The following is a 17451-nucleotide window of genomic DNA, read 5'->3' on the forward strand; positions in this document are numbered from 1 at the left end:
GATGTTCCCATGCCCGCAATCAGACACCTCTGCACGGCCTTTGCCATGCTCGCTTTCGCCGGTCAGGCGTATGCGGCACCCAGCTGCACCTGGGCTAGCACAGCCGGCCCGCTGAGTTACTACATAGACCTTGGCGCGCCCTGGGTAGCCCGGGACGCCCCCATCGGCACCCTCATTGGCACGGTGCAAACGTTCGCCACACCCGAGGTGACCGGGCGCGAAATCCGCTGCGTCAATGACGGCACTGGCACATTAACTTTCCAGGCTTCGCCCACTGGCGCCCTGTACCCTGGGCCCCTGCCTCAGGTAGGCCCCTGGGACGTCAATGGCAAGGTGATGGAAACCGGGATAAAGGGGGTAGGCCTGTATATCCGCTTGGGCTTCCCTTTCAACGGAGCTGGTAGCAATACATTCACACCGACAGATGACGTAGCTATTCCCTATACGGGTGAGAACAACCGGGACTCAGGCGTAACCCCCTTGCAGATCAAAGAACTTTACAGCACCATGGCACTGATCAAGACCGGACCGATCCCTACCGGGCGGCAATTCTTCAGCGGCCAGATGGTCCGTAGCCAAATCAGCTTTCTTGGCGATGCACTGAACATTCATGTCAGCGGCGTAGTGCAGCAAGCACATTGCACCCTGTTGGCGAACCCGGTGAGCGCCGACCCGGTGCAGCTGGGAACCTATACCCTCGCAGATTTCACGGGGCCCGGCAGCTACACCGATGCGAAGGACTTCTACGTCACCCTCAGCGATTGCAGAGACGACCCAGCCGGCGGTATCGCCAGCGCCTATATTCGCCTGGAAGGGGCAAAAGGGTCGGTGCCCTTGGAGCCAGCACAGGGCGTGTTCAGCCTGGACAACAAGCCGGGTAGCGCAACGGGTATAGGCATCCAGCTACTGCGTAGTAACGATAGCCCGATGCCCCTTCAGCAGGATGAAGCGGTCACGCCACTGGTTGTCGACAAGACCGTGTTGCATTTCAAGGCGCGCTACTTTCAGACAGCGCCAACGGTGACCGCAGGGCCGGCCAACGGGGCGCTGGACTTCACCATGACCTACCGATAAATGAGCCTGGCGTGGGCACGGGAAGTGCCCACCAGGACAAAAAATATTGGCCATAAAAAAAAGGCAGAGACTTTCGTCTCTGCCTTTTTTTACTATATGGAGCGGGAAACGAGACTCGAACTCGCGACCCCGACCTTGGCAAGGTCGTGCTCTACCAACTGAGCTATTCCCGCAATTTGAAGCTTTACCACGTTCGGCGTGAAGCGCCTTTACAGCCTTCACCACCACTGCACCGCATAGACGCCACAGTATTTAAACTGGAGCGGGAAACGAGACTCGAACTCGCGACCCCGACCTTGGCAAGGTCGTGCTCTACCAACTGAGCTATTCCCGCATTTGGCGTCCCCTAGGGGACTCGAACCCCTGTTACCGCCGTGAAAGGGCGGTGTCCTAGGCCACTAGACGAAGGGGACACACAACACTTTTCAGTGCACCAGAACATGAACCTCACGATTCAGCCTGGATTTTCTTTTCCTGCCCCGCCGTTAAGCAGTGCCGGAGAAACTGGAGCGGGAAACGAGACTCGAACTCGCGACCCCGACCTTGGCAAGGTCGTGCTCTACCAACTGAGCTATTCCCGCATTGGCGTCCCCTAGGGGACTCGAACCCCTGTTACCGCCGTGAAAGGGCGGTGTCCTAGGCCACTAGACGAAGGGGACACGCTACAAGCATTACTGCTTGCTTTCACTCCCTGCTGCGTTTCGCTGTGTGCTTTACGCTGCAAGTGGCGCGCATTCTATGGATGGTTCGGGGAGGCGTCAACCCCTTTGTAGAAATTTATTTAAATCAATGACTTCCGGGCACACCCAGCGCTGTTTCGGCAGCCCCGGAGGGGTTTGGCGTTGATTTTCTGGCGTCAAGTCAGCATTAATGTGCCAGCATCCAGTCATGGCACAGTTTGCCGATAGAAAAAGAGAATGGCTGTCAGGGCCTCTCGCGAGCAAGCTCGCTCCTACACTCAATCATGCAAACCTATTCATGAGGCTTTAACGGTGACACCACTTCTGATCACCCTGCTCATCGTGGCGGGCATCGCGTTGCTGATCGTGATCGGCTACCTCAACAACGTGGTCGAGAATGGCAAGCTAGAACGCGCCCGGACGAAGATCGAGCTGGCCGACCGCCTGCGCCGTTGTGGCGAAATCACCGAGACATTCCCCGGCCAGTTCATGACCCCGGCCCTCAAATTGCTGCTGACCCGCCTGGAGCTGAACCTCAACCAGCGCCTGCTGGCGGTGGACAAGCACAATGCCGAATTCAAGGCGCGCATCGCCGAACTGGAAGGGCTGATTGCCCTGGGCGACAAGATCCCGGTCAACAACCCACCTAACCCGATCCACACCGAGATCAAGGCCAAGGACGTACGCTTCTTGCTGGAGGCGCTGCACAATCAGGTGACCCGCGCTGCCCATGAGGGCTTCTTGCCTGCCGTCGAGGCCAAGCATTGGGTCAAGGAAATCCGCCATATCCTGGTGCTGCTGCATATAGAGTTCTTCAACAACCTCGGCCAACAGGCCCTGCAAAAAGGCCAGCCCGGCCAGGCGCGCCTGGCCTTCGAGCGCGGCGTACAGTATTTGCGCAAGCAGCCCGAGCCTAAGGTGTATGAAGAGCAGCTGACGTATCTTGAGAAACTGTTGGCCCGGGCCAATGCCCAGGTACTGGACCGCATGGCACCGGCAGAAGACGAGCACAACGAATTGACCGATGGGCTCAAGACCGATGAGGAAGAGACCTGGAAGAAGAAGGTGATCTACGACTGATTGGTTAACCTGTACCGGCCTCTTCGCGGGTAAACCCGCTCCTACAAGCGAAGAGGCCGGCACAGGCAACATCGATCAGCAGTCAGTCAACGCCAGAAAGATCGCCGCCAACCGCTCCAGCCCCGCCTGGTCCGCCTCGCTGAACCGCCCGACCGTCGGGCTGTCCAGGTCCAGCACGCCAATCAACCTGCCGTCCTTCACCAACGGGATCACCAGCTCGCTGTTGGAGGCACTGTCACAGGCAATGTGGCCAGGGAATGCATGTACATCCTCGACCCGCTGGGTCTGCCGCGTTGCCGCCGCAGCCCCGCACACACCTTTACTGAACGGAATGCGCACGCACGCCACCTGGCCCTGGAACGGGCCCAGCACCAGCTCTTCGTTGCGGTTGAGGTAGAACCCCGCCCAGTTCAGGTCGTCCACCTGGTTATACAGAAACGCGGAAAACTGCGCGGCGTTGGCGATGAAGTCACGCTCGTCGGCGAACAGCGCCTGCACTTGCGCCGCCAGCAGGTTATAGCCGTCGAGGCCGGCGCCACTGGCATTGAGGTCGATCATTTATTTTTGCTCCAGCAATTGCAGCCCGACCCAGTAGCGGGCGAACTGATAGGCACAACGGCCATTACGGTTGCCGCGGCCGGTGGCCCAGCGCACGGCGAGGATGTCGAGTGCTTCGGTGCGCTGCCACACAAGGCCCGCAGGTTGTGCCAACTGGCCAATCCAGTGCTCGACAACGTTCAGGAAGTGATCCTGGGTAAACGGGTAGAACGACAGCCACAGGCCAAAACGGTCAGACAGGGCAATCTTGTCCTCCACCGCTTCGCTGGGGTGCAGTTCGCCGTCCACACGCTTCCAGTTCTCGTTGTCGCTCTCCTTCTCGGGCACCAGGTGGCGGCGGTTGGAGGTGGCGTACAGCAGCACGTTGTCCGGGGCCTGCTCCAGCGAGCCGTCGAGCACACTCTTGAGCACCCGGTAGTCGCCCTCCCCGGCTTCGAACGACAGGTCGTCGCAGAACAGGATGAAGCGTTGCGGCAACTTCTGCAGTTGCTCGACCACCCGCGGCAGGTCGGCCAGGTGGTCACGTTCGATTTCGATCAGGCGCAGGCCGGCGCTGGCGTGCTCGGCCAGCAAGGCACGTACCAGCGACGACTTGCCAGTACCGCGCGAGCCCCACAGCAGCGCGTGGTTGGCTGGCAGGCCGTTGATGAACTGGTGGGTGTTGCGGCCCAGCTGGTCGCGCTGTTTGTCGACGCCGATCAGGTCGGTCAGGCGGATGTCCAGGCTGACGTCCAGCGGCAGCAGGTAGCCGCTGCGGCCATCACGCTGCCAGCGCGCGGCCAGTGTGGTGCCCCAGTCGATGTGCGGGCGTTGTGCCGGCAACAGGGGTTCAAGGCGCGCCAGTACCGATTCGGCGCGGTCCAGAAAAGCGATCAAGCGAGCGTCCATGACGACTCCTAACAATTTCAGTTTTTTGGGGGTCGCTGCGCGCCCCTTCGCGGGCTTGCCCGCTCCCACAGGGCTTGCAGCCTGGGGCTAAGCTGTACCTGTGGGAGCGGGCAAGCCCGCGAAGGGGCGCCAAGCGACCCCCGCTTGGCGATCAACTGAAATGAACAGACAGACCCACCAGCAGCCGGGGCTATTCGGCTATGCTTGCGCAGCGCAAGGAACGGGAAACCGGCTCGGGACTCATGGATATCAAGTTCACCAATCGCCTGTCATACAAGCAAGCCCGGTTGACAGTCCTGGTCGGCTTCATCCTGGGAACATTGCTCAGTCTCATCCAGATCGGCATCGATTATGCCAGCGAAGACGCGTCCATCAACCGTGAAGTGAACGCGTTGCTGCAAATCAGCCACAACCCGGCCTCGCGCATCGCCTACAACATCGACTCGGAACTGGCGCTGGAGCTGACCCGCGGCCTGCTGCAGTCGCCGGCCGTCATCCGCGCACGACTGATCGACAACAACGAAACGGTGCTGGCCGATGTCGAGCGGCCAAAACTGCAGGACCGCTCCCGGCCACTCAGCGACTTCCTGTTCGGCGAGCAACGCCAGTTCAAGGAGCGCCTGTACCTGACCCACATGCCGGAGCAATACCTGGGCACCCTGTACCTGGACATCGACACCTTCGCCTTCGGCAGCCGCTTTCTCGACCGTGCCGGCATCACCCTGCTCAATGGGTTCGCCCGCAGCCTGGTGCTCACCGGCCTCCTGTTGGCGCTGTTCTACATGATGCTGACCAAGCCGCTGGTGACGGTGATTGGCGCACTCAGCGGCAGCGACCCGCGCAAACCCCGGCAAACGCGCCTGGAATGCCCACACGGACACGAGCATGACGAAATCGGCGTGCTGGTGAAGGTCGCCAACCAGCAGTTCATCAGCATGGCCACCGAGATCGAACAGCGGCGCACTGCGGAAAACCGTCTGACCCAGTACCTGAACGAGCTGGAAGACATCGTGTCGGCGCGCACCAACGAGCTCAAGGCCAGCAACAGCAGCCTGAGCCTGTCCAACCAGGAGCTGGAACAAGCCCGCAGCCGAGCGCTGGACATGGCCCAGGCTCGCGCCGCCTTCCTGGCCAACATGAGCCATGAAATCCGCACCCCGCTCAACGGCATGCTGGGCATGATCGCCCTGGCGCTGGACAACCCGCTGCCCAGCGAGCAACGCCAGCAACTGGCTATCGCCCATGACTCGGGCAAGGTGCTGGTAGAGCTGCTGAACGATATTCTCGACTTGTCCAAGTTCGATGCCGGCCAGCTGGAACTGGAACGCATTGCGTTCGACATGGGCTCGATGGTGGAAGACACCGCCAACCTGCTGTCGCAGAACACCGCGCAAAGCGTGGAGCTGACCTGCCTGATCGCCAGCGACTTCCCCAGCAGCGTGCTCGGCGACCCCACGCGTGTGCGGCAGATCGTCAGCAACCTGCTCTCCAACGCGCTGAAGTTCACCCGCTTCGGCCGTGTCGATGTGCGCTTGATGGCCATTGTCGGTGGTGTACGCCTTGAGGTACGGGATACCGGCATCGGCATCCCCGAAGACGCCCAGGCGCGCATCTTCCAGCCTTTCACCCAGGCCGGTGCCGGCATCACCCGCCAGTACGGTGGCACCGGCCTGGGCCTGGCGCTGACGCGCAACCTGTGCAAGGCCATGCAGGGCCACCTGCACATTCGCTCCGAGCCGGGCTTTGGCAGCTGTTTTACCGCCGAATTGCCGCTGACCGTGCACACCGAAGCCATCCCGCCAGCGCCCTTGCATGGCCGCGTAGCCGCACTGAGCGCAGCCGGCAGCGGGCTCAATGAACTGTTGCAGCACTTGCTGCCTGCCTGGGGCCTGACCTACCAGCGCCATGACAGTTGCGCCACGCTGGATGCCGCAGTGATCGACCTGTTGATCACCGACGACGTCGAGCACCTGTTCGAACTGCGCCCGGCATTGAAAACCCCGATTCTGCTGGTGACTGCCTACGGCAACTTCCTGCCCAACGAGCAGTCCTTGGCTTTGGCCCCGCTGCACCAGCTGGCCCGACCATTGGCACGCAACGCCCTGTACCAGACCCTGCGCCGCACCTTGCAAGGCCATGAGCCCGAACACCCGCTGGCCATCCCGGCCATTACCCAGGAGCAAGGCCGTGCGAGGATCCTGCTGGTAGAGGACAACCCGGTGAACCAGCTGGTGGCCAAGGGCATGCTGGCCAAGCTCGGCTGCCAGGTGCAACTGGCCACCCAGGGCGCGGAGGCCCTTGAGCTGCTGGCGCGTGAGGAATTCGACCTGGTGCTGATGGACTGCAACATGCCGGTGATGGACGGCTACGAGGCCAGCCGGCGTATCCGCCAAAGCGGCCGCTGGCCCGAGTTGCCCATCGTCGCCCTCACCGCCAACGCGATGCCCGAAGAGCGCGAACGCTGCCGGGCGGCGGGCATGAACGACTACCTGGCCAAGCCATTCCGCCGCGAAGAGCTACTGGCCCTGGTTGACCATTGGGTGCCCTTCAGCGGCTGAGCAAACGCTCGATGTCCGCCTGCAGGGCCTGTGGCTTGGTGGAGGGGGCATAGCGCGTGACCTGGCCACTGGCCGGGTCGACCAGAAACTTGGTGAAGTTCCACTTGATCTTCTGGCTACCCAAAATACCCGGGGCGCGTTGCTTGAGTTCAACGAACAGAGGGTGAGCGCCTGGGCCGTTGACCTCGACCTTGCGAAACAGCGGAAAACTCACGCCGAAATTACGCTCGCAGAACTGCGCAATGTCCCGCGCATCGCCAGGTTCCTGCTTGCCGAACTGGTTGCACGGAAAGCCCAGTACCACCAGGCCACGGTCGCGGTAGGCCTGCCACAGTTGCTCCAGGCCCTTGTACTGCGGGGTAAAACCGCACTGGCTGGCGGTATTGACCACCAACAGCACCTTGCCCGGGAAGTCGCCCAGCGTCTTGTGCTCGCCGCTCAGGGTCACGCAGGGGATGTTCAGCATCGTTGCAGCCATGATCGGGCTCCGGTCAGTCGCGCGGACGAAGGTCGATGCACACCGAGTTGATGCAGTAGCGCAGGCCGGTCGGTGGCGGGCCGTCAGGGAACACATGCCCCAGGTGCGCATCGCAACGGGCGCAGGTGACCTCGGTGCGGATCATGCCGTGGGAGGTGTCGCGAATCTCGATCATCGCGCTGTCCTCGATCGGGGCGTAGAAACTTGGCCAACCACAGCCAGCGTCGAACTTGGTCTGCGCATCGAACAGCGCCAGGCCGCAGCAAATGCAATGGTAGATGCCATCGCGGCGCTCGCTGTTGTACTTGCCGCTGAATGGCCGTTCGGTGCCCTTGAGGCGGCAGACCTGGTACTGCTCGGGGTCGAGCATCGACCGCCATTCGTCCAGGGTTTTTTCGATCTTTTTCATGTAGAAACCTCGGCAGGCTGAATTTCACCCCACACCGTCTTTTCCGGGGCGCGGGTGGCACGTATATTAGTTGGCTTCGTGTGCCAGGCGTTCAGTCTGGCACCCGCTTCCTGCCCTTTCAAACCTTTCGGCGGGGCGTAGCGCGTTTTCTCAATCGGGATCCCATCATGCAGTTCAGCAAATCGAACAAGCTCGCCAATGTCTGCTACGACATTCGCGGCCCAGTGCTCAAGCACGCCAAACGCCTGGAGGAGGAAGGCCACCGCATCCTCAAGCTGAACATCGGCAACCCGGCGCCGTTTGGCTTCGAGGCGCCTGATGAAATCCTTCAGGATGTGATCCGCAACCTGCCCACCGCACAGGGCTACAGCGACTCCAAGGGCCTGTTCAGCGCACGCAAGGCGGTGATGCAGTACTGCCAGCAGAAGGAAATCGAAGGCGTCACCATCGAGGACATCTACCTGGGTAATGGTGTGTCCGAGCTGATCGTCATGTCGATGCAGGCGCTGCTCAACAACGGCGACGAAGTGCTGATCCCGGCCCCCGACTACCCGCTGTGGACTGCCGCCGTGAGCCTGGCCGGCGGCAAGCCGGTGCACTACCTGTGCGACGAGCAGGCCGACTGGTTCCCCGACCTTGAGGACATCAAGGCCAAGATCACCCCGAACACCAAGGCGCTGGTGATCATCAACCCGAACAACCCGACCGGCGCCGTCTACTCCAAGGAGCTGCTGCTGGGCATGCTGGAGCTGGCGCGCCAGCACAACCTGGTGGTGTTCTCCGACGAGATCTACGACAAGATCCTGTACGACGAAGCCGTGCACATCAGCACCGCCTCGCTGGCCCCGGACCTGCTGTGCCTGACCTTCAACGGCTTGTCCAAGTCGTACCGGGTGGCGGGTTTCCGCTCCGGCTGGCTGATCATCTCCGGGCCCAAGCACCACGCACACAGCTACATCGAAGGCATCGACATGCTGGCCAACATGCGCCTGTGCGCCAACGTGCCGGCCCAGCATGCCATCCAGACCGCGCTGGGCGGCTACCAGAGCATCAACGACCTGGTGCTGCCGCCGGGCCGCCTGCTGGAGCAGCGCAACCGCACCTACGAACTGCTCAACGATATCCCTGGCGTCAGCTGCGTGAAGCCGATGGGGGCGCTGTATGCGTTCCCGCGGATCGACCCGAAGGTTTGCCCGATCCTCAACGACGAGAAGTTCGCCCTTGACCTGCTGCTGTCGGAGAAGCTGCTGATCGTACAAGGGACGGCGTTCAACTGGCCGTGGCCGGACCACTTCCGCGTGGTGACCTTGCCGCGGGTGGATGACCTGGAAGCAGCCATTGGCCGGATCGGCAATTTCCTGAAGGGTTATTCGCAGTAGGGTTCGACGGAGGGGCGCCGGGGGCCACGCGAGGTTCGACGCGGGGTTGGTGGTGGGGCGCAGATCGAGCGCCGCCCGCGCGGCGCTTCGCGGGTAAACCCGCTCCTAGGTTTGTTTCGGGCCAGTCCATCCTGTGCCTGGCGCGCGCGACCGCCTTGTTGGTACGACGCGATATCGATATAGGCACCAAGGCGTTCGCGCGCAAATCCCACAGGCATAATTGGCCCGAAACAAACGTAGGAGCGGGTTTACCCGCGAAGCGCCGCGCGGGCGGCGCTCGATCTCACAGGCGCCACACCCCTTGCGGCAAACACCCAGCGGCCTTGACGCAACCCCAAGCCGAATGTTTCTTACATCCTGCAACGCTCTATCCCACAGCCCCCACGCCATCCTCTGCCATACTCCGCCGTACACAGTTTGAAATAGTCCCCCGATTGAATCGGCGCGGCAGGCCCCTTATATACCCCGCAGTAAGCGACAACTCATCCGTCAGGAGAACGTAACAACCATGATGCGCATTCTGTTGTTTGTAGCCACCAACCTCGCGGTGGTGCTGGTTGCAAGCATTACCCTGAGCCTGTTCGGTTTCAACGGGTTCATGGCCGCCAACGGGGTCGACCTGAACCTCAGCAGCCTGCTGGTGTTCTGCGCCGTGTTCGGCTTTGCCGGCTCCCTCGTCTCGCTGTTCATCTCCAAGTGGATGGCGAAGATGACCACCGGTACCCAGATCATCAGCCAGCCGCGCACCCGCCACGAGCAGTGGCTGCTGCAAACGGTCGAAGAGCTTTCCCGCGAAGCGGGCATCAAAATGCCTGAGGTGGGTATCTTCCCGGCTTACGAGGCCAACGCCTTCGCCACCGGCTGGAACCGCAACGACGCGCTGGTCGCGGTGTCCCAGGGCCTGCTGGAGCGCTTCTCGCCCGATGAAGTGCGTGCGGTACTGGCCCACGAAATTGGCCACGTTGCCAACGGCGACATGGTCACCCTGGCGCTGGTGCAGGGCGTGGTGAACACCTTCGTGATGTTCTTTGCCCGCATCATCGGCAACTTTGTCGACAAGGTGATCTTCAAGAACGAAGAGGGCCAAGGCATTGCCTACTATGTAGCAACCATCGTTGCCGAGCTGATCCTTGGCATCCTGGCCAGCATGATCGTGATGTGGTTCTCGCGCCGCCGCGAATTCCGCGCAGACGAAGCCGGTGCGCAACTGGCCGGTACTGCGGCAATGATCGGCGCCCTGCAGCGCCTGCGCGTGGAACAAGGCCTGCCAGTGCACATGCCTGACACCATGAAGGCTTTCGGCATCAATGGCGGCCTCAAGCACGGCCTGGCAGGGTTGCTGATGAGCCACCCGCCGCTGGAAGAACGCATTGAGGCCCTGCGCCGCCGCGGCTGATCCACCTGAGAAAAAAAAGGGCGACTTCGGTCGCCCTTTTTTATTCCCGGCCTTACGCAGCTTCTGTGGGAGCGGGCGCGCCTGCGAACACCGGCAAAGCCGGTGCCATCTAACGCGCCGCCTGGTTCGCGGGCACGCCCGCTCCCACATGGGCCGGGTCAGCCTGCCCTACCTGCTTACCGGCTGAGCCGGTACACCCGCTCCAACAAACTCGACGCCCCGGCCTGCACAAACTTCGGGCTCTCCTCAATCACCTCAACAGCCTCCAGTTGCTCCACCTGCCACCCCGCAAACCCCTGCCTCAGCTCTTCATCCCTGACCGAAAACGGCGGCCCGGCCAACAATGACTGGTCATACTCCAGCGTCACCACCAACCCCCGGCAGCTTGTCGGCAGCAACCCCGACAACAGCTGCATATACCGCGCACGCATCTGCACCGGCAGCGCAATCACCGCCGCCCGGTCATACAGCCCCACGCAGTCAGCCACATCCTCTGCCCGCAAGGCAAAGAAGTCGCCACACCACAGCTGCACATCTCCACTGCGCCAAACCTCGAATGCGCCCTGCTGCCGCACCTCGGCCTCAAGCCCGTGCTCACGGAAAAAATCCTCCACCGCCCGCCGCGACAGCTCCACACCCAATACACGATGGCCCTGACCGGCCAGCCAGGCCAGGTCCAGGCTCTTGCCACACAACGGCACCAGCACGCGGCTGCCGGGCGCCAACTGCAGCTGTGGCCAATACGTCTGCAGATAGGGGTTCACCTGCGCCTGGTGAAAGCCGATCTGGTTATCGGCCCACCGCTGCTGCCAGAACGCTGGTTCCATGATTACTCCCGATTTTTAGATGATTTGTCGGTAAAACTTGGTTTGGATTTCGATCTGTAGTTAATCGATGATGGTTGCATCTTAACCTTCAGGACCCCGCCATGCTGCCCAGCCTGTTCATTTCCCATGGTTCCCCCATGCTTGCCCTGCAACCCGGCGCCAGCGGGCCGGCACTGTCCGGGTTGGCCAACGCGCTGCCACGGCCGAAAGCGATCGTGGTGGTGTCGGCACATTGGGAAAGCCGCGAGCTGCTGGTCACCGGCAGCGCACAGCCCAAAACCTGGCATGACTTCTACGGCTTCCCACCGGCCCTGTATGCGGTGCAGTACCCGGCGCCGGGCGAGCCCGGGCTTGCTGGCCAGGTCAGTGAGCGGTTGAAGGCTGCGGGGTTACCCGCGCGGCTGGACATGCAACGCCCATTCGACCATGGCGCCTGGGTGCCGCTGTCGCTGATGTACCCGGATGCCAGCATTCCCGTGGTGCAGGTTTCACTGCCCAGCCACATGGGGCCGGCGCTGCAGCTGAAGGTGGGCCAGGCACTGGCGGGGTTGCGTGCCGAGGATGTACTGCTGATAGGTTCGGGCAGCATTACCCACAACCTGGGTGAGCTGGACTGGCATGCAGGGCCGGATGTGATCGAGCCGTGGGCGCTGGCGTTCAGGGATTGGGTGGTAGACCGGCTGCAGGAGGATGACCAGGCGGCGTTGATGGATTACCGGCAGCAGGCGCCGTTTGCGGTGCGCAACCATCCCAGTGATGAGCATTTGCTGCCGCTGTTCTTTGCCCTCGGGGCCGGGAGCAAGTTCGGCGTGGTGCATCAGGGGTTTACCCTGGGCGCGCTGGGGATGGACATCTATCGGTTCGACTGAAGGGCCTCTTCGCGGGCAAGCCCGCTCCTACAGGTACTGAAATCTGTGGGGTACCTGTAGGAGCGGGCTTGCCCGCGAAAGGGCCGGTACAGGTAAAAAAAATCCCCGACCTAAGCCGGGGATTTTTTCGTTACGCCAGGATCAATCCTCGCGGTAGCGACGCAGCTTCAGCTGCTTGCCAGCCACGCGGGTGTCCTTGAGCTTGGACAGCAGCTTCTCGAGGCCGTCTTCCGGCAGCTCGACCAGGCTGAAGCTGTCGCGCACCTGGATGCGGCCGATAGCGTCACGCGCCAGGCCACCTTCGTTGAGGATCGCCCCCAGCAGGTTCTTGGCAGCGATGCCATCACGGGCACCCAGGGCGGTACGGCAACGCACGCGGCCTTCGGCCAACGGCAGCGGTGCACGGCGCTCACGATCACCACGGTCAGGACGCTCGCCACGTTCACCGCGCTCGGTACGCTCACCACGCGGGGCGAAGCTCGGCACCAGTGGCTGCTCGCGCTCTACCGCCGCCAGGTCCAGCGCCTGGCCATTGGTGGCCTTGCGCAGCAGGGCCGAAGCCAGGGCACGCGCGCTGCAACCCAGGTCGGTGGTCAGGCGGTCGAACAGCTCGCCGTGGGTGGCTTCTGCTTCGGCTACCAGCGGCGCCAGGCTCGAGGTCAGCTTCTTGATGCGGGCATCCAGCACGGCCTGGGCATTCGGCAGGCGCGCTTCGGCAACCTTCTGCCCGGTAACACGCTCGATCACCTGCAGCATGCGGCGCTCACGCGGGGTAACCAGCAACAGTGCACGGCCATCGCGACCGGCACGGCCAGTACGGCCGATACGGTGTACGTAGGATTCCGGGTCGTACGGCATGTCAACGTTGAACACGTGAGTGATGCGCGGTACGTCCAGGCCACGGGCAGCGACGTCGGTGGCGACGACGATGTCCAGGCGGCCATCCTTGAGCGAGTCGATCACGCGCTCACGCTGGTTCTGGGCGATATCGCCGTTCAGTGCAGCAGCCTTGTAGCCTTTGGCTTCCAGCGCGGCGGCCAGGTCCAGGGTGGCTTGCTTGGTACGCACGAAGGCGATCAGCGCGTCGAACTCTTCCACTTCCAGCAGACGCAGCACAGCCGGGATCTTCTGGTCCGCGTGGACCATCAGGTGGGCCTGCTCGATCGCGGTAACGGTCTGGGTCTTGGTCTGGATCTTGACGTGCTTGGGTTCACGCAGGTGACGCTCGGCGATCGAACGGATCGACGACGGCAGGGTAGCGGAGAACAGTACGGTCTGACGGGTAGCCGGGATTGCGTCGAAGATCACTTCGAGGTCGTCCATGAAGCCCAGCTTCAGCATCTCGTCGGCTTCGTCCAGTACCAGGTACTGTACGGTCGACAAGACTTTTTCGTCACGACGCAGGTGGTCGCACAGACGGCCCGGGGTGGCCACGACGATTTGCGCGCCGTTGCGGATCGCACGCAGCTGTGGGCCCATCGGGGCACCACCGTAGACGGCGACAACGTTCACGCCCGGCATCTGCTTGGCGTAGGTTTCGAAAGCGGTAGCAACTTGCAGCGCCAACTCACGGGTTGGCGCCAGGATCAGGGCTTGCGGTTCGCGCTTGCTCACATCGATCTTGTTCAGGATCGGCAGGGCGAAGGCAGCGGTTTTGCCGGTGCCAGTCTGCGCCTGGCCGATCATGTCGTGACCGGCGAGGATGATCGGGATCGATTGTTGCTGAATGGCGGACGGCTCTTCGTAGCCGGTAGCCACAACGGCAGCAACAATGTTCGGGTTAAGATCGAGAGCGGCGAAGCCGCCGGTTTCCTGGGTCATGGGTCTGCCTCTAGGTGCATCCGCAAAGACCCATGCTCCAAAGCTGCACATGCCTTGAAAGACCGTCAGGTCACCCAGGCAGCTTTGGCGGCGGGGATTTGCGAAAACGATTGAAAAAGAAAACTTGGGAAGGTCCGCCTAGCGGACGCGCAGCCGAAGCTGGACTCGGAGGATTTGCACCACCTGATTTTGAGGTCCGCTAAAAGACCGGCGCGTACTATACCTGAAATAGTCGCGTACGTGAGGAATATTTTCATGGAGGCAGGGCCAGTATCGGGCCATCAAGCACGACAGGCTGAATCGATAATCCCCTGAAGCCTGGCGCGCTCGGTGTCGGCGCGCGTCAGCCACTCACGTCGCCGGCCGAATCTCGCGGATCAGCCCCTCGAGGCTGTACCCCAAACGGGGCGCCAGCGCCTCGGCCCGGGCCCTCAAACCGTCCAGGTCCAGCGACTGCTCCAGGTCTGCCGGCACCAGCAAAATCACATTGCCCTCCTTCACAGGCAGTTCCCAGTAATGCCGGTGGTACAACCCGCGCAACAACGCCGCGCCCAGCGGCCTGCCATCATCGGTGGCCCACTGGTTGATCACCAGCCAGCCGCCCGGGTTCAGGTGCTGCTGGCAGTTCTCCAGAAAGTTCCACGCCAGGTGCCCGACCCCAGGACCATGGTCGGTGTACAAGTCAACGAACAGCAGGTCGGCCTTCTCTGCCGTGGGCAGCAGCTCCAGGGCATCGCCGATACGCACATACAGCCGCGGGTCGTCGTCCAGGCCCAGGTAATCCATGGCCAGGCGCGGCACATCCGGGCGCAGCTCGATGGCCTCGATGTCTTCCAGCGGCAGGAACTTCATGCAGGCCTGGGTCAGCGTGCCGGCGCCCAGGCCCAGAAACAGTGCACTCTCAGGCAGTTCGTGGCACAGCGCCCCCACCAGCATGGCGCGGGTATAGTCGTACTCCAGCCAGCTGGGGTCGGCGGTGAACACGCAGCTTTGCTCGATCGCATCGCCGAATTCCAGAAAGCGGTAGTCGTCTACTTCGTACACGCTGATGACGCCAAACGCATCTTCCACCCGTGCCAGCAGCCGCTCTTGCCGTTCCGCCGTCATGTCCACCACCCACCTGCGCAAAAACGCGCATTGTCCGCCAACACCCTTGATGCAACAAGCGCAGCGCCAACTGTTACCATGGCCCATAGCCTACAACCGACAAGACCGAGCCCAAGATGAACCAACCGTGGAGCCCCGACAGCTGGCGTGCCCTGCCGATCCAGCAGCAACCGACCTACCCCGATGCCGCGCACCTGCTGAAGGTTGAACAGACCCTGGCCAGCTACCCGCCGCTGGTGTTCGCGGGTGAGGCGCGCGAGCTGCGCCGGCAGTTCGCCGAGGTCACCGAAGGCCGTGCCTTTCTGCTTCAGGGCGGTGATTGCGCCGAGAGCTTCGCCGAGTTCTCGGCTGCAAAAATCCGCGACACCTTCAAGGTGTTGCTGCAAATGGCCATTGTCATGACCTTTGCCGCCGGCTGCCCGGTGGTGAAAGTGGGGCGTATGGCCGGGCAGTTCGCCAAACCGCGCTCATCTGGCGATGAAACCATTGGCGACATCACCCTCCCCGCCTACCGTGGCGACATCGTCAACGGCATCGGTTTCGACGCCAAAAGCCGCATTCCGGACCCGGAACGCCTGCTGCAGGCCTACCACCAGGCCACCGCCAGCCTCAACCTGCTGCGCGCGTTCGCCCAGGGCGGGTTTGCCGACCTGCACCAGGTACACAAGTGGAACCTGGACTTCATCGCCAACTCGGCGCTGGCCGACAAGTACCACCAGTTGGCCAATCGCATCGATGAAACCCTGGCGTTCATGCGTGCCTGTGGCCTGGACAGTGCGCCGCAACTGCGCGAAACCAGCTTCTTCACGGCCCACGAAGCGCTGCTGCTGAATTATGAAGAAGCCTTCGTGCGCCAGGACAGCCTGACCGGCGACTACTACGACTGCTCGGCGCACATGCTGTGGATCGGCGACCGCACCCGCCAGCTCGATGGGGCCCATGTGGAGTTCCTGCGTGGCGTGCACAACCCGATTGGGGTCAAGGTTGGCCCGAGCATGAACCCCGAAGAGTTGATCCGCCTGATCGACACGCTCAACCCGGCCAACGACCCGGGGCGTCTGAACCTGATCGTGCGCATGGGCGCGGGCAAGGTTGGCGACCATTTGCCGGGGCTGATCCGCACTGTCGAGCGCGAGGGGCGCAAGGTGCTGTGGAGTTCCGATCCGATGCACGGCAACACCATCAAGGCCAGCAGCGGTTACAAGACCCGCGATTTTGCGCAGATTCTGGATGAGGTGAAGCAGTTCTTCCAGGTACACCAGGCCGAGGGCAGCCATGCTGGCGGTATCCATATCGAGATGACTGGGCAGAACGTCACCGAATGCATCGGCGGTGCCCGGCCGATCACCGAGGATGCGTTGTCTGACCGGTATCACACCCATTGTGATCCGCGGATGAATGCTGATCAGTCGCTGGAGTTGGCATTCCTGATTGCCGAAACCCTCAAGCAGGTGCGGCGCTGAGCGCTTTTCGCTTTTGATCTTGCTTCTAAGTGCGCGGTAGTTCAGGCAACGCAGATTGCGACTTCAGGAGGCCTTGCGGCCATCGCAAATGGACTGTACGCCCGATCAGAACCAGCGCTTAAGCTTTTGGGCTTTTGGGCCTTTGGGTTGTGCGCTTTCACATCAAGTAGACATTCATTCACGATGTAGGCGCCTGTTCACCTTTCCGCCCTTCCGGCGGGTTACTTTGGTCGTGGCCAAAGTAACCAAAACCGTCGGCTCCCATCATCCGGCCCCTACGCTCCGCTCCGGGGTCCCCTCGCTCCGGGCTTGCTCCCGGGAGGACCGCGCTGCAGGCCCCATCCTGGGGCCCAGCGCTTGACGGGCATCCATGCCCGTCACCTCCCTCCGCAAGCCCTGCGCTCGGCCTCCTGAAGTCGCAATCTGCGTCGCCTGAACTACCGCGCGCTTAGAAGCAAAAGCCAAAGCAAGAGCAAGAGCAAGAGCAAGAGCAACGGCGTTCTTCCAGGTACACCAGGCCGAGGGCAGCCATGCCGGCGATATCCTTATCCAGATGACCGGGCAGAACCTCACCGAATGCATCGGCGGGGCCGGCCGATCACCGAATTCGCTTCTCGCTTTTGATCTTGCTTCTAAGGCGCGCGGTAGTTCAGGCGACGCAGATTGCGACTTCAGGAGGCCGAGTGGAGGCATTGCGGAGGGAGATGACGGGCATGGATGCCCGTCAAGCGCTGAGGCCCCATGGATGGGGCCTGCAGCGCGTGCTCCCGGGAGCAAGGCCGGAGCGAGGGGACCCCGGAGCGCAGCGTAGGGGCCGGATGATGGGAGCCGACGGTTTTTGGTCCCTTTTTGCCACGACAAAAA

14 protein-coding genes, 5 tRNA genes and 1 pseudogene are annotated in these 17451 nt (G+C 62.2%); 8 read left to right on the plus strand and 12 right to left on the minus strand.

What is annotated here, in order from left to right; all coding sequences use genetic code 11:
* Positions 1-9: 9 nt before the first annotated feature.
* Positions 10-1074, plus strand: coding sequence for a fimbrial protein (locus ACZ889_RS24780; RefSeq protein WP_180689459.1), 1065 nt, complete (start codon positions 10-12; stop codon positions 1072-1074).
* A 97-nt stretch (positions 1075-1171) separates the two neighbouring features.
* Here ACZ889_RS24780 and ACZ889_RS24785 read toward each other — a convergent pair.
* From ACZ889_RS24785 to ACZ889_RS24805, 5 genes are all read right to left on the minus strand, one after another.
* Positions 1172-1247: transfer RNA gene (locus ACZ889_RS24785), tRNA-Gly, on the minus strand.
* A gap of 85 nt (positions 1248-1332) precedes the next feature.
* A tRNA-Gly gene (locus ACZ889_RS24790) sits at positions 1333-1408 on the minus strand.
* Between the two features lie 3 nt (positions 1409-1411).
* A tRNA-Glu gene (locus tag ACZ889_RS24795) sits at positions 1412-1487 on the minus strand.
* 92 nt (positions 1488-1579) lie between these two features.
* A tRNA-Gly gene (locus ACZ889_RS24800) sits at positions 1580-1655 on the minus strand.
* Between the two features lie 2 nt (positions 1656-1657).
* Positions 1658-1733: transfer RNA gene (locus tag ACZ889_RS24805), tRNA-Glu, on the minus strand.
* A gap of 333 nt (positions 1734-2066) precedes the next feature.
* Between ACZ889_RS24805 and ACZ889_RS24810 the strand changes: the two genes are divergently transcribed.
* Positions 2067-2834, plus strand: coding sequence for a hypothetical protein (locus ACZ889_RS24810; protein ID WP_121783881.1), 768 nt, complete (start codon positions 2067-2069; stop codon positions 2832-2834).
* A 75-nt stretch (positions 2835-2909) separates the two neighbouring features.
* Here ACZ889_RS24810 and ACZ889_RS24815 read toward each other — a convergent pair whose 3' ends face one another.
* Complete coding sequence (locus tag ACZ889_RS24815; RefSeq protein WP_060546573.1) at positions 2910-3392, minus strand: GAF domain-containing protein; 483 nt, start codon at positions 3390-3392, stop codon at positions 2910-2912.
* Positions 3393-4280: an ATP-binding protein gene (locus tag ACZ889_RS24820; RefSeq protein WP_003247104.1), complete on the minus strand. Its 888-nt coding sequence runs from the start codon at positions 4278-4280 to the stop codon at positions 3393-3395. It abuts the gene before it with no gap.
* A gap of 200 nt (positions 4281-4480) precedes the next feature.
* Between ACZ889_RS24820 and ACZ889_RS24825 the strand changes: the two genes are divergently transcribed.
* The gene (locus ACZ889_RS24825) at positions 4481-6838 is read left to right on the plus strand and encodes a hybrid sensor histidine kinase/response regulator (RefSeq protein WP_004575942.1); all 2358 of its coding nucleotides are present in this window, start codon (positions 4481-4483) and stop codon (positions 6836-6838) included.
* On the opposite strand, the gene ACZ889_RS24830 is transcribed toward ACZ889_RS24825, so the two are convergent.
* A complete protein-coding gene (locus ACZ889_RS24830; RefSeq protein ID WP_004575941.1) occupies positions 6828-7316 on the minus strand; it encodes a glutathione peroxidase in 489 nt (162 codons plus the stop codon). The genes ACZ889_RS24825 and ACZ889_RS24830 overlap by 11 nt on opposite strands.
* Before the next feature lie 13 nt (positions 7317-7329).
* Entirely contained in the window at positions 7330-7725 is a 396-nt protein-coding gene (gene msrB / locus ACZ889_RS24835; RefSeq protein WP_003247101.1) for a peptide-methionine (R)-S-oxide reductase MsrB, read from the minus strand.
* A 167-nt stretch (positions 7726-7892) separates the two neighbouring features.
* On the opposite strand from msrB, the gene ACZ889_RS24840 reads away from it, so the two are divergent.
* Together ACZ889_RS24840 and htpX are read left to right on the plus strand one after the other, a co-directional pair.
* Positions 7893-9104, plus strand: coding sequence for a pyridoxal phosphate-dependent aminotransferase (locus ACZ889_RS24840; RefSeq protein WP_003247100.1), 1212 nt, complete (start codon positions 7893-7895; stop codon positions 9102-9104).
* Between the two features lie 508 nt (positions 9105-9612).
* Complete coding sequence (htpX, locus tag ACZ889_RS24845; RefSeq protein ID WP_004575939.1) at positions 9613-10500, plus strand: protease HtpX; 888 nt, start codon at positions 9613-9615, stop codon at positions 10498-10500.
* Between the two features lie 176 nt (positions 10501-10676).
* Here htpX and ACZ889_RS24850 read toward each other — a convergent pair whose 3' ends face one another.
* Positions 10677-11327: a thiopurine S-methyltransferase gene (locus tag ACZ889_RS24850; protein ID WP_004575938.1), complete on the minus strand. Its 651-nt coding sequence runs from the start codon at positions 11325-11327 to the stop codon at positions 10677-10679.
* 101 nt (positions 11328-11428) lie between these two features.
* On the opposite strand from ACZ889_RS24850, the gene ACZ889_RS24855 reads away from it, so the two are divergent.
* On the plus strand, positions 11429-12196 hold the full coding sequence (locus ACZ889_RS24855; RefSeq protein WP_476257914.1) for a DODA-type extradiol aromatic ring-opening family dioxygenase: 768 nt from the start codon (positions 11429-11431) through the stop codon (positions 12194-12196).
* A 141-nt stretch (positions 12197-12337) separates the two neighbouring features.
* Here ACZ889_RS24855 and ACZ889_RS24860 read toward each other — a convergent pair whose 3' ends face one another.
* Both ACZ889_RS24860 and ACZ889_RS24865 read right to left on the minus strand, forming a co-directional pair.
* A complete protein-coding gene (locus tag ACZ889_RS24860; protein ID WP_003247096.1) occupies positions 12338-14017 on the minus strand; it encodes a DEAD/DEAH box helicase in 1680 nt (559 codons plus the stop codon).
* A 351-nt stretch (positions 14018-14368) separates the two neighbouring features.
* Positions 14369-15124, minus strand: a complete 756-nt coding sequence (locus ACZ889_RS24865) for a spermidine synthase (RefSeq protein WP_003247095.1) — start codon at positions 15122-15124, stop codon at positions 14369-14371.
* Positions 15125-15240: 116 nt separating this feature from the next.
* On the opposite strand from ACZ889_RS24865, the gene ACZ889_RS24870 reads away from it, so the two are divergent.
* Positions 15241-16587, plus strand: coding sequence for a class II 3-deoxy-7-phosphoheptulonate synthase (locus ACZ889_RS24870; protein WP_003247094.1), 1347 nt, complete (start codon positions 15241-15243; stop codon positions 16585-16587).
* A 499-nt stretch (positions 16588-17086) separates the two neighbouring features.
* A pseudogene (locus tag ACZ889_RS24875) lies at positions 17087-17193 on the plus strand (3-deoxy-7-phosphoheptulonate synthase); the annotation flags it as partial.
* Between the last annotated feature and the right edge of the window lie 258 nt (positions 17194-17451).

This window comes from Pseudomonas sp. TE3895, assembly GCF_056278855.1.

Coding starts and splice junctions, on each gene's coding strand:
- ACZ889_RS24780 (WP_180689459.1), top strand. CDS start 10: ATGCCCGCAATCAGACACCTCTGCACGGCCTTTGCCATGCTCGCTTTC.
- ACZ889_RS24815 (WP_060546573.1), bottom strand. CDS start 3,392: ATGATCGACCTCAATGCCAGTGGCGCCGGCCTCGACGGCTATAACCTG.
- ACZ889_RS24820 (WP_003247104.1), bottom strand. CDS start 4,280: ATGGACGCTCGCTTGATCGCTTTTCTGGACCGCGCCGAATCGGTACTG.
- ACZ889_RS24825 (WP_004575942.1), top strand. CDS start 4,481: ATGCTTGCGCAGCGCAAGGAACGGGAAACCGGCTCGGGACTCATGGAT.
- ACZ889_RS24830 (WP_004575941.1), bottom strand. CDS start 7,316: ATGGCTGCAACGATGCTGAACATCCCCTGCGTGACCCTGAGCGGCGAG.
- msrB (WP_003247101.1), bottom strand. CDS start 7,725: ATGAAAAAGATCGAAAAAACCCTGGACGAATGGCGGTCGATGCTCGAC.
- ACZ889_RS24840 (WP_003247100.1), top strand. CDS start 7,893: ATGCAGTTCAGCAAATCGAACAAGCTCGCCAATGTCTGCTACGACATT.
- htpX (WP_004575939.1), top strand. CDS start 9,613: ATGATGCGCATTCTGTTGTTTGTAGCCACCAACCTCGCGGTGGTGCTG.
- ACZ889_RS24850 (WP_004575938.1), bottom strand. CDS start 11,327: ATGGAACCAGCGTTCTGGCAGCAGCGGTGGGCCGATAACCAGATCGGC.
- ACZ889_RS24855 (WP_476257914.1), top strand. CDS start 11,429: ATGCTGCCCAGCCTGTTCATTTCCCATGGTTCCCCCATGCTTGCCCTG.
- ACZ889_RS24860 (WP_003247096.1), bottom strand. CDS start 14,017: ATGACCCAGGAAACCGGCGGCTTCGCCGCTCTCGATCTTAACCCGAAC.
- ACZ889_RS24865 (WP_003247095.1), bottom strand. CDS start 15,124: ATGACGGCGGAACGGCAAGAGCGGCTGCTGGCACGGGTGGAAGATGCG.
- ACZ889_RS24870 (WP_003247094.1), top strand. CDS start 15,241: ATGAACCAACCGTGGAGCCCCGACAGCTGGCGTGCCCTGCCGATCCAG.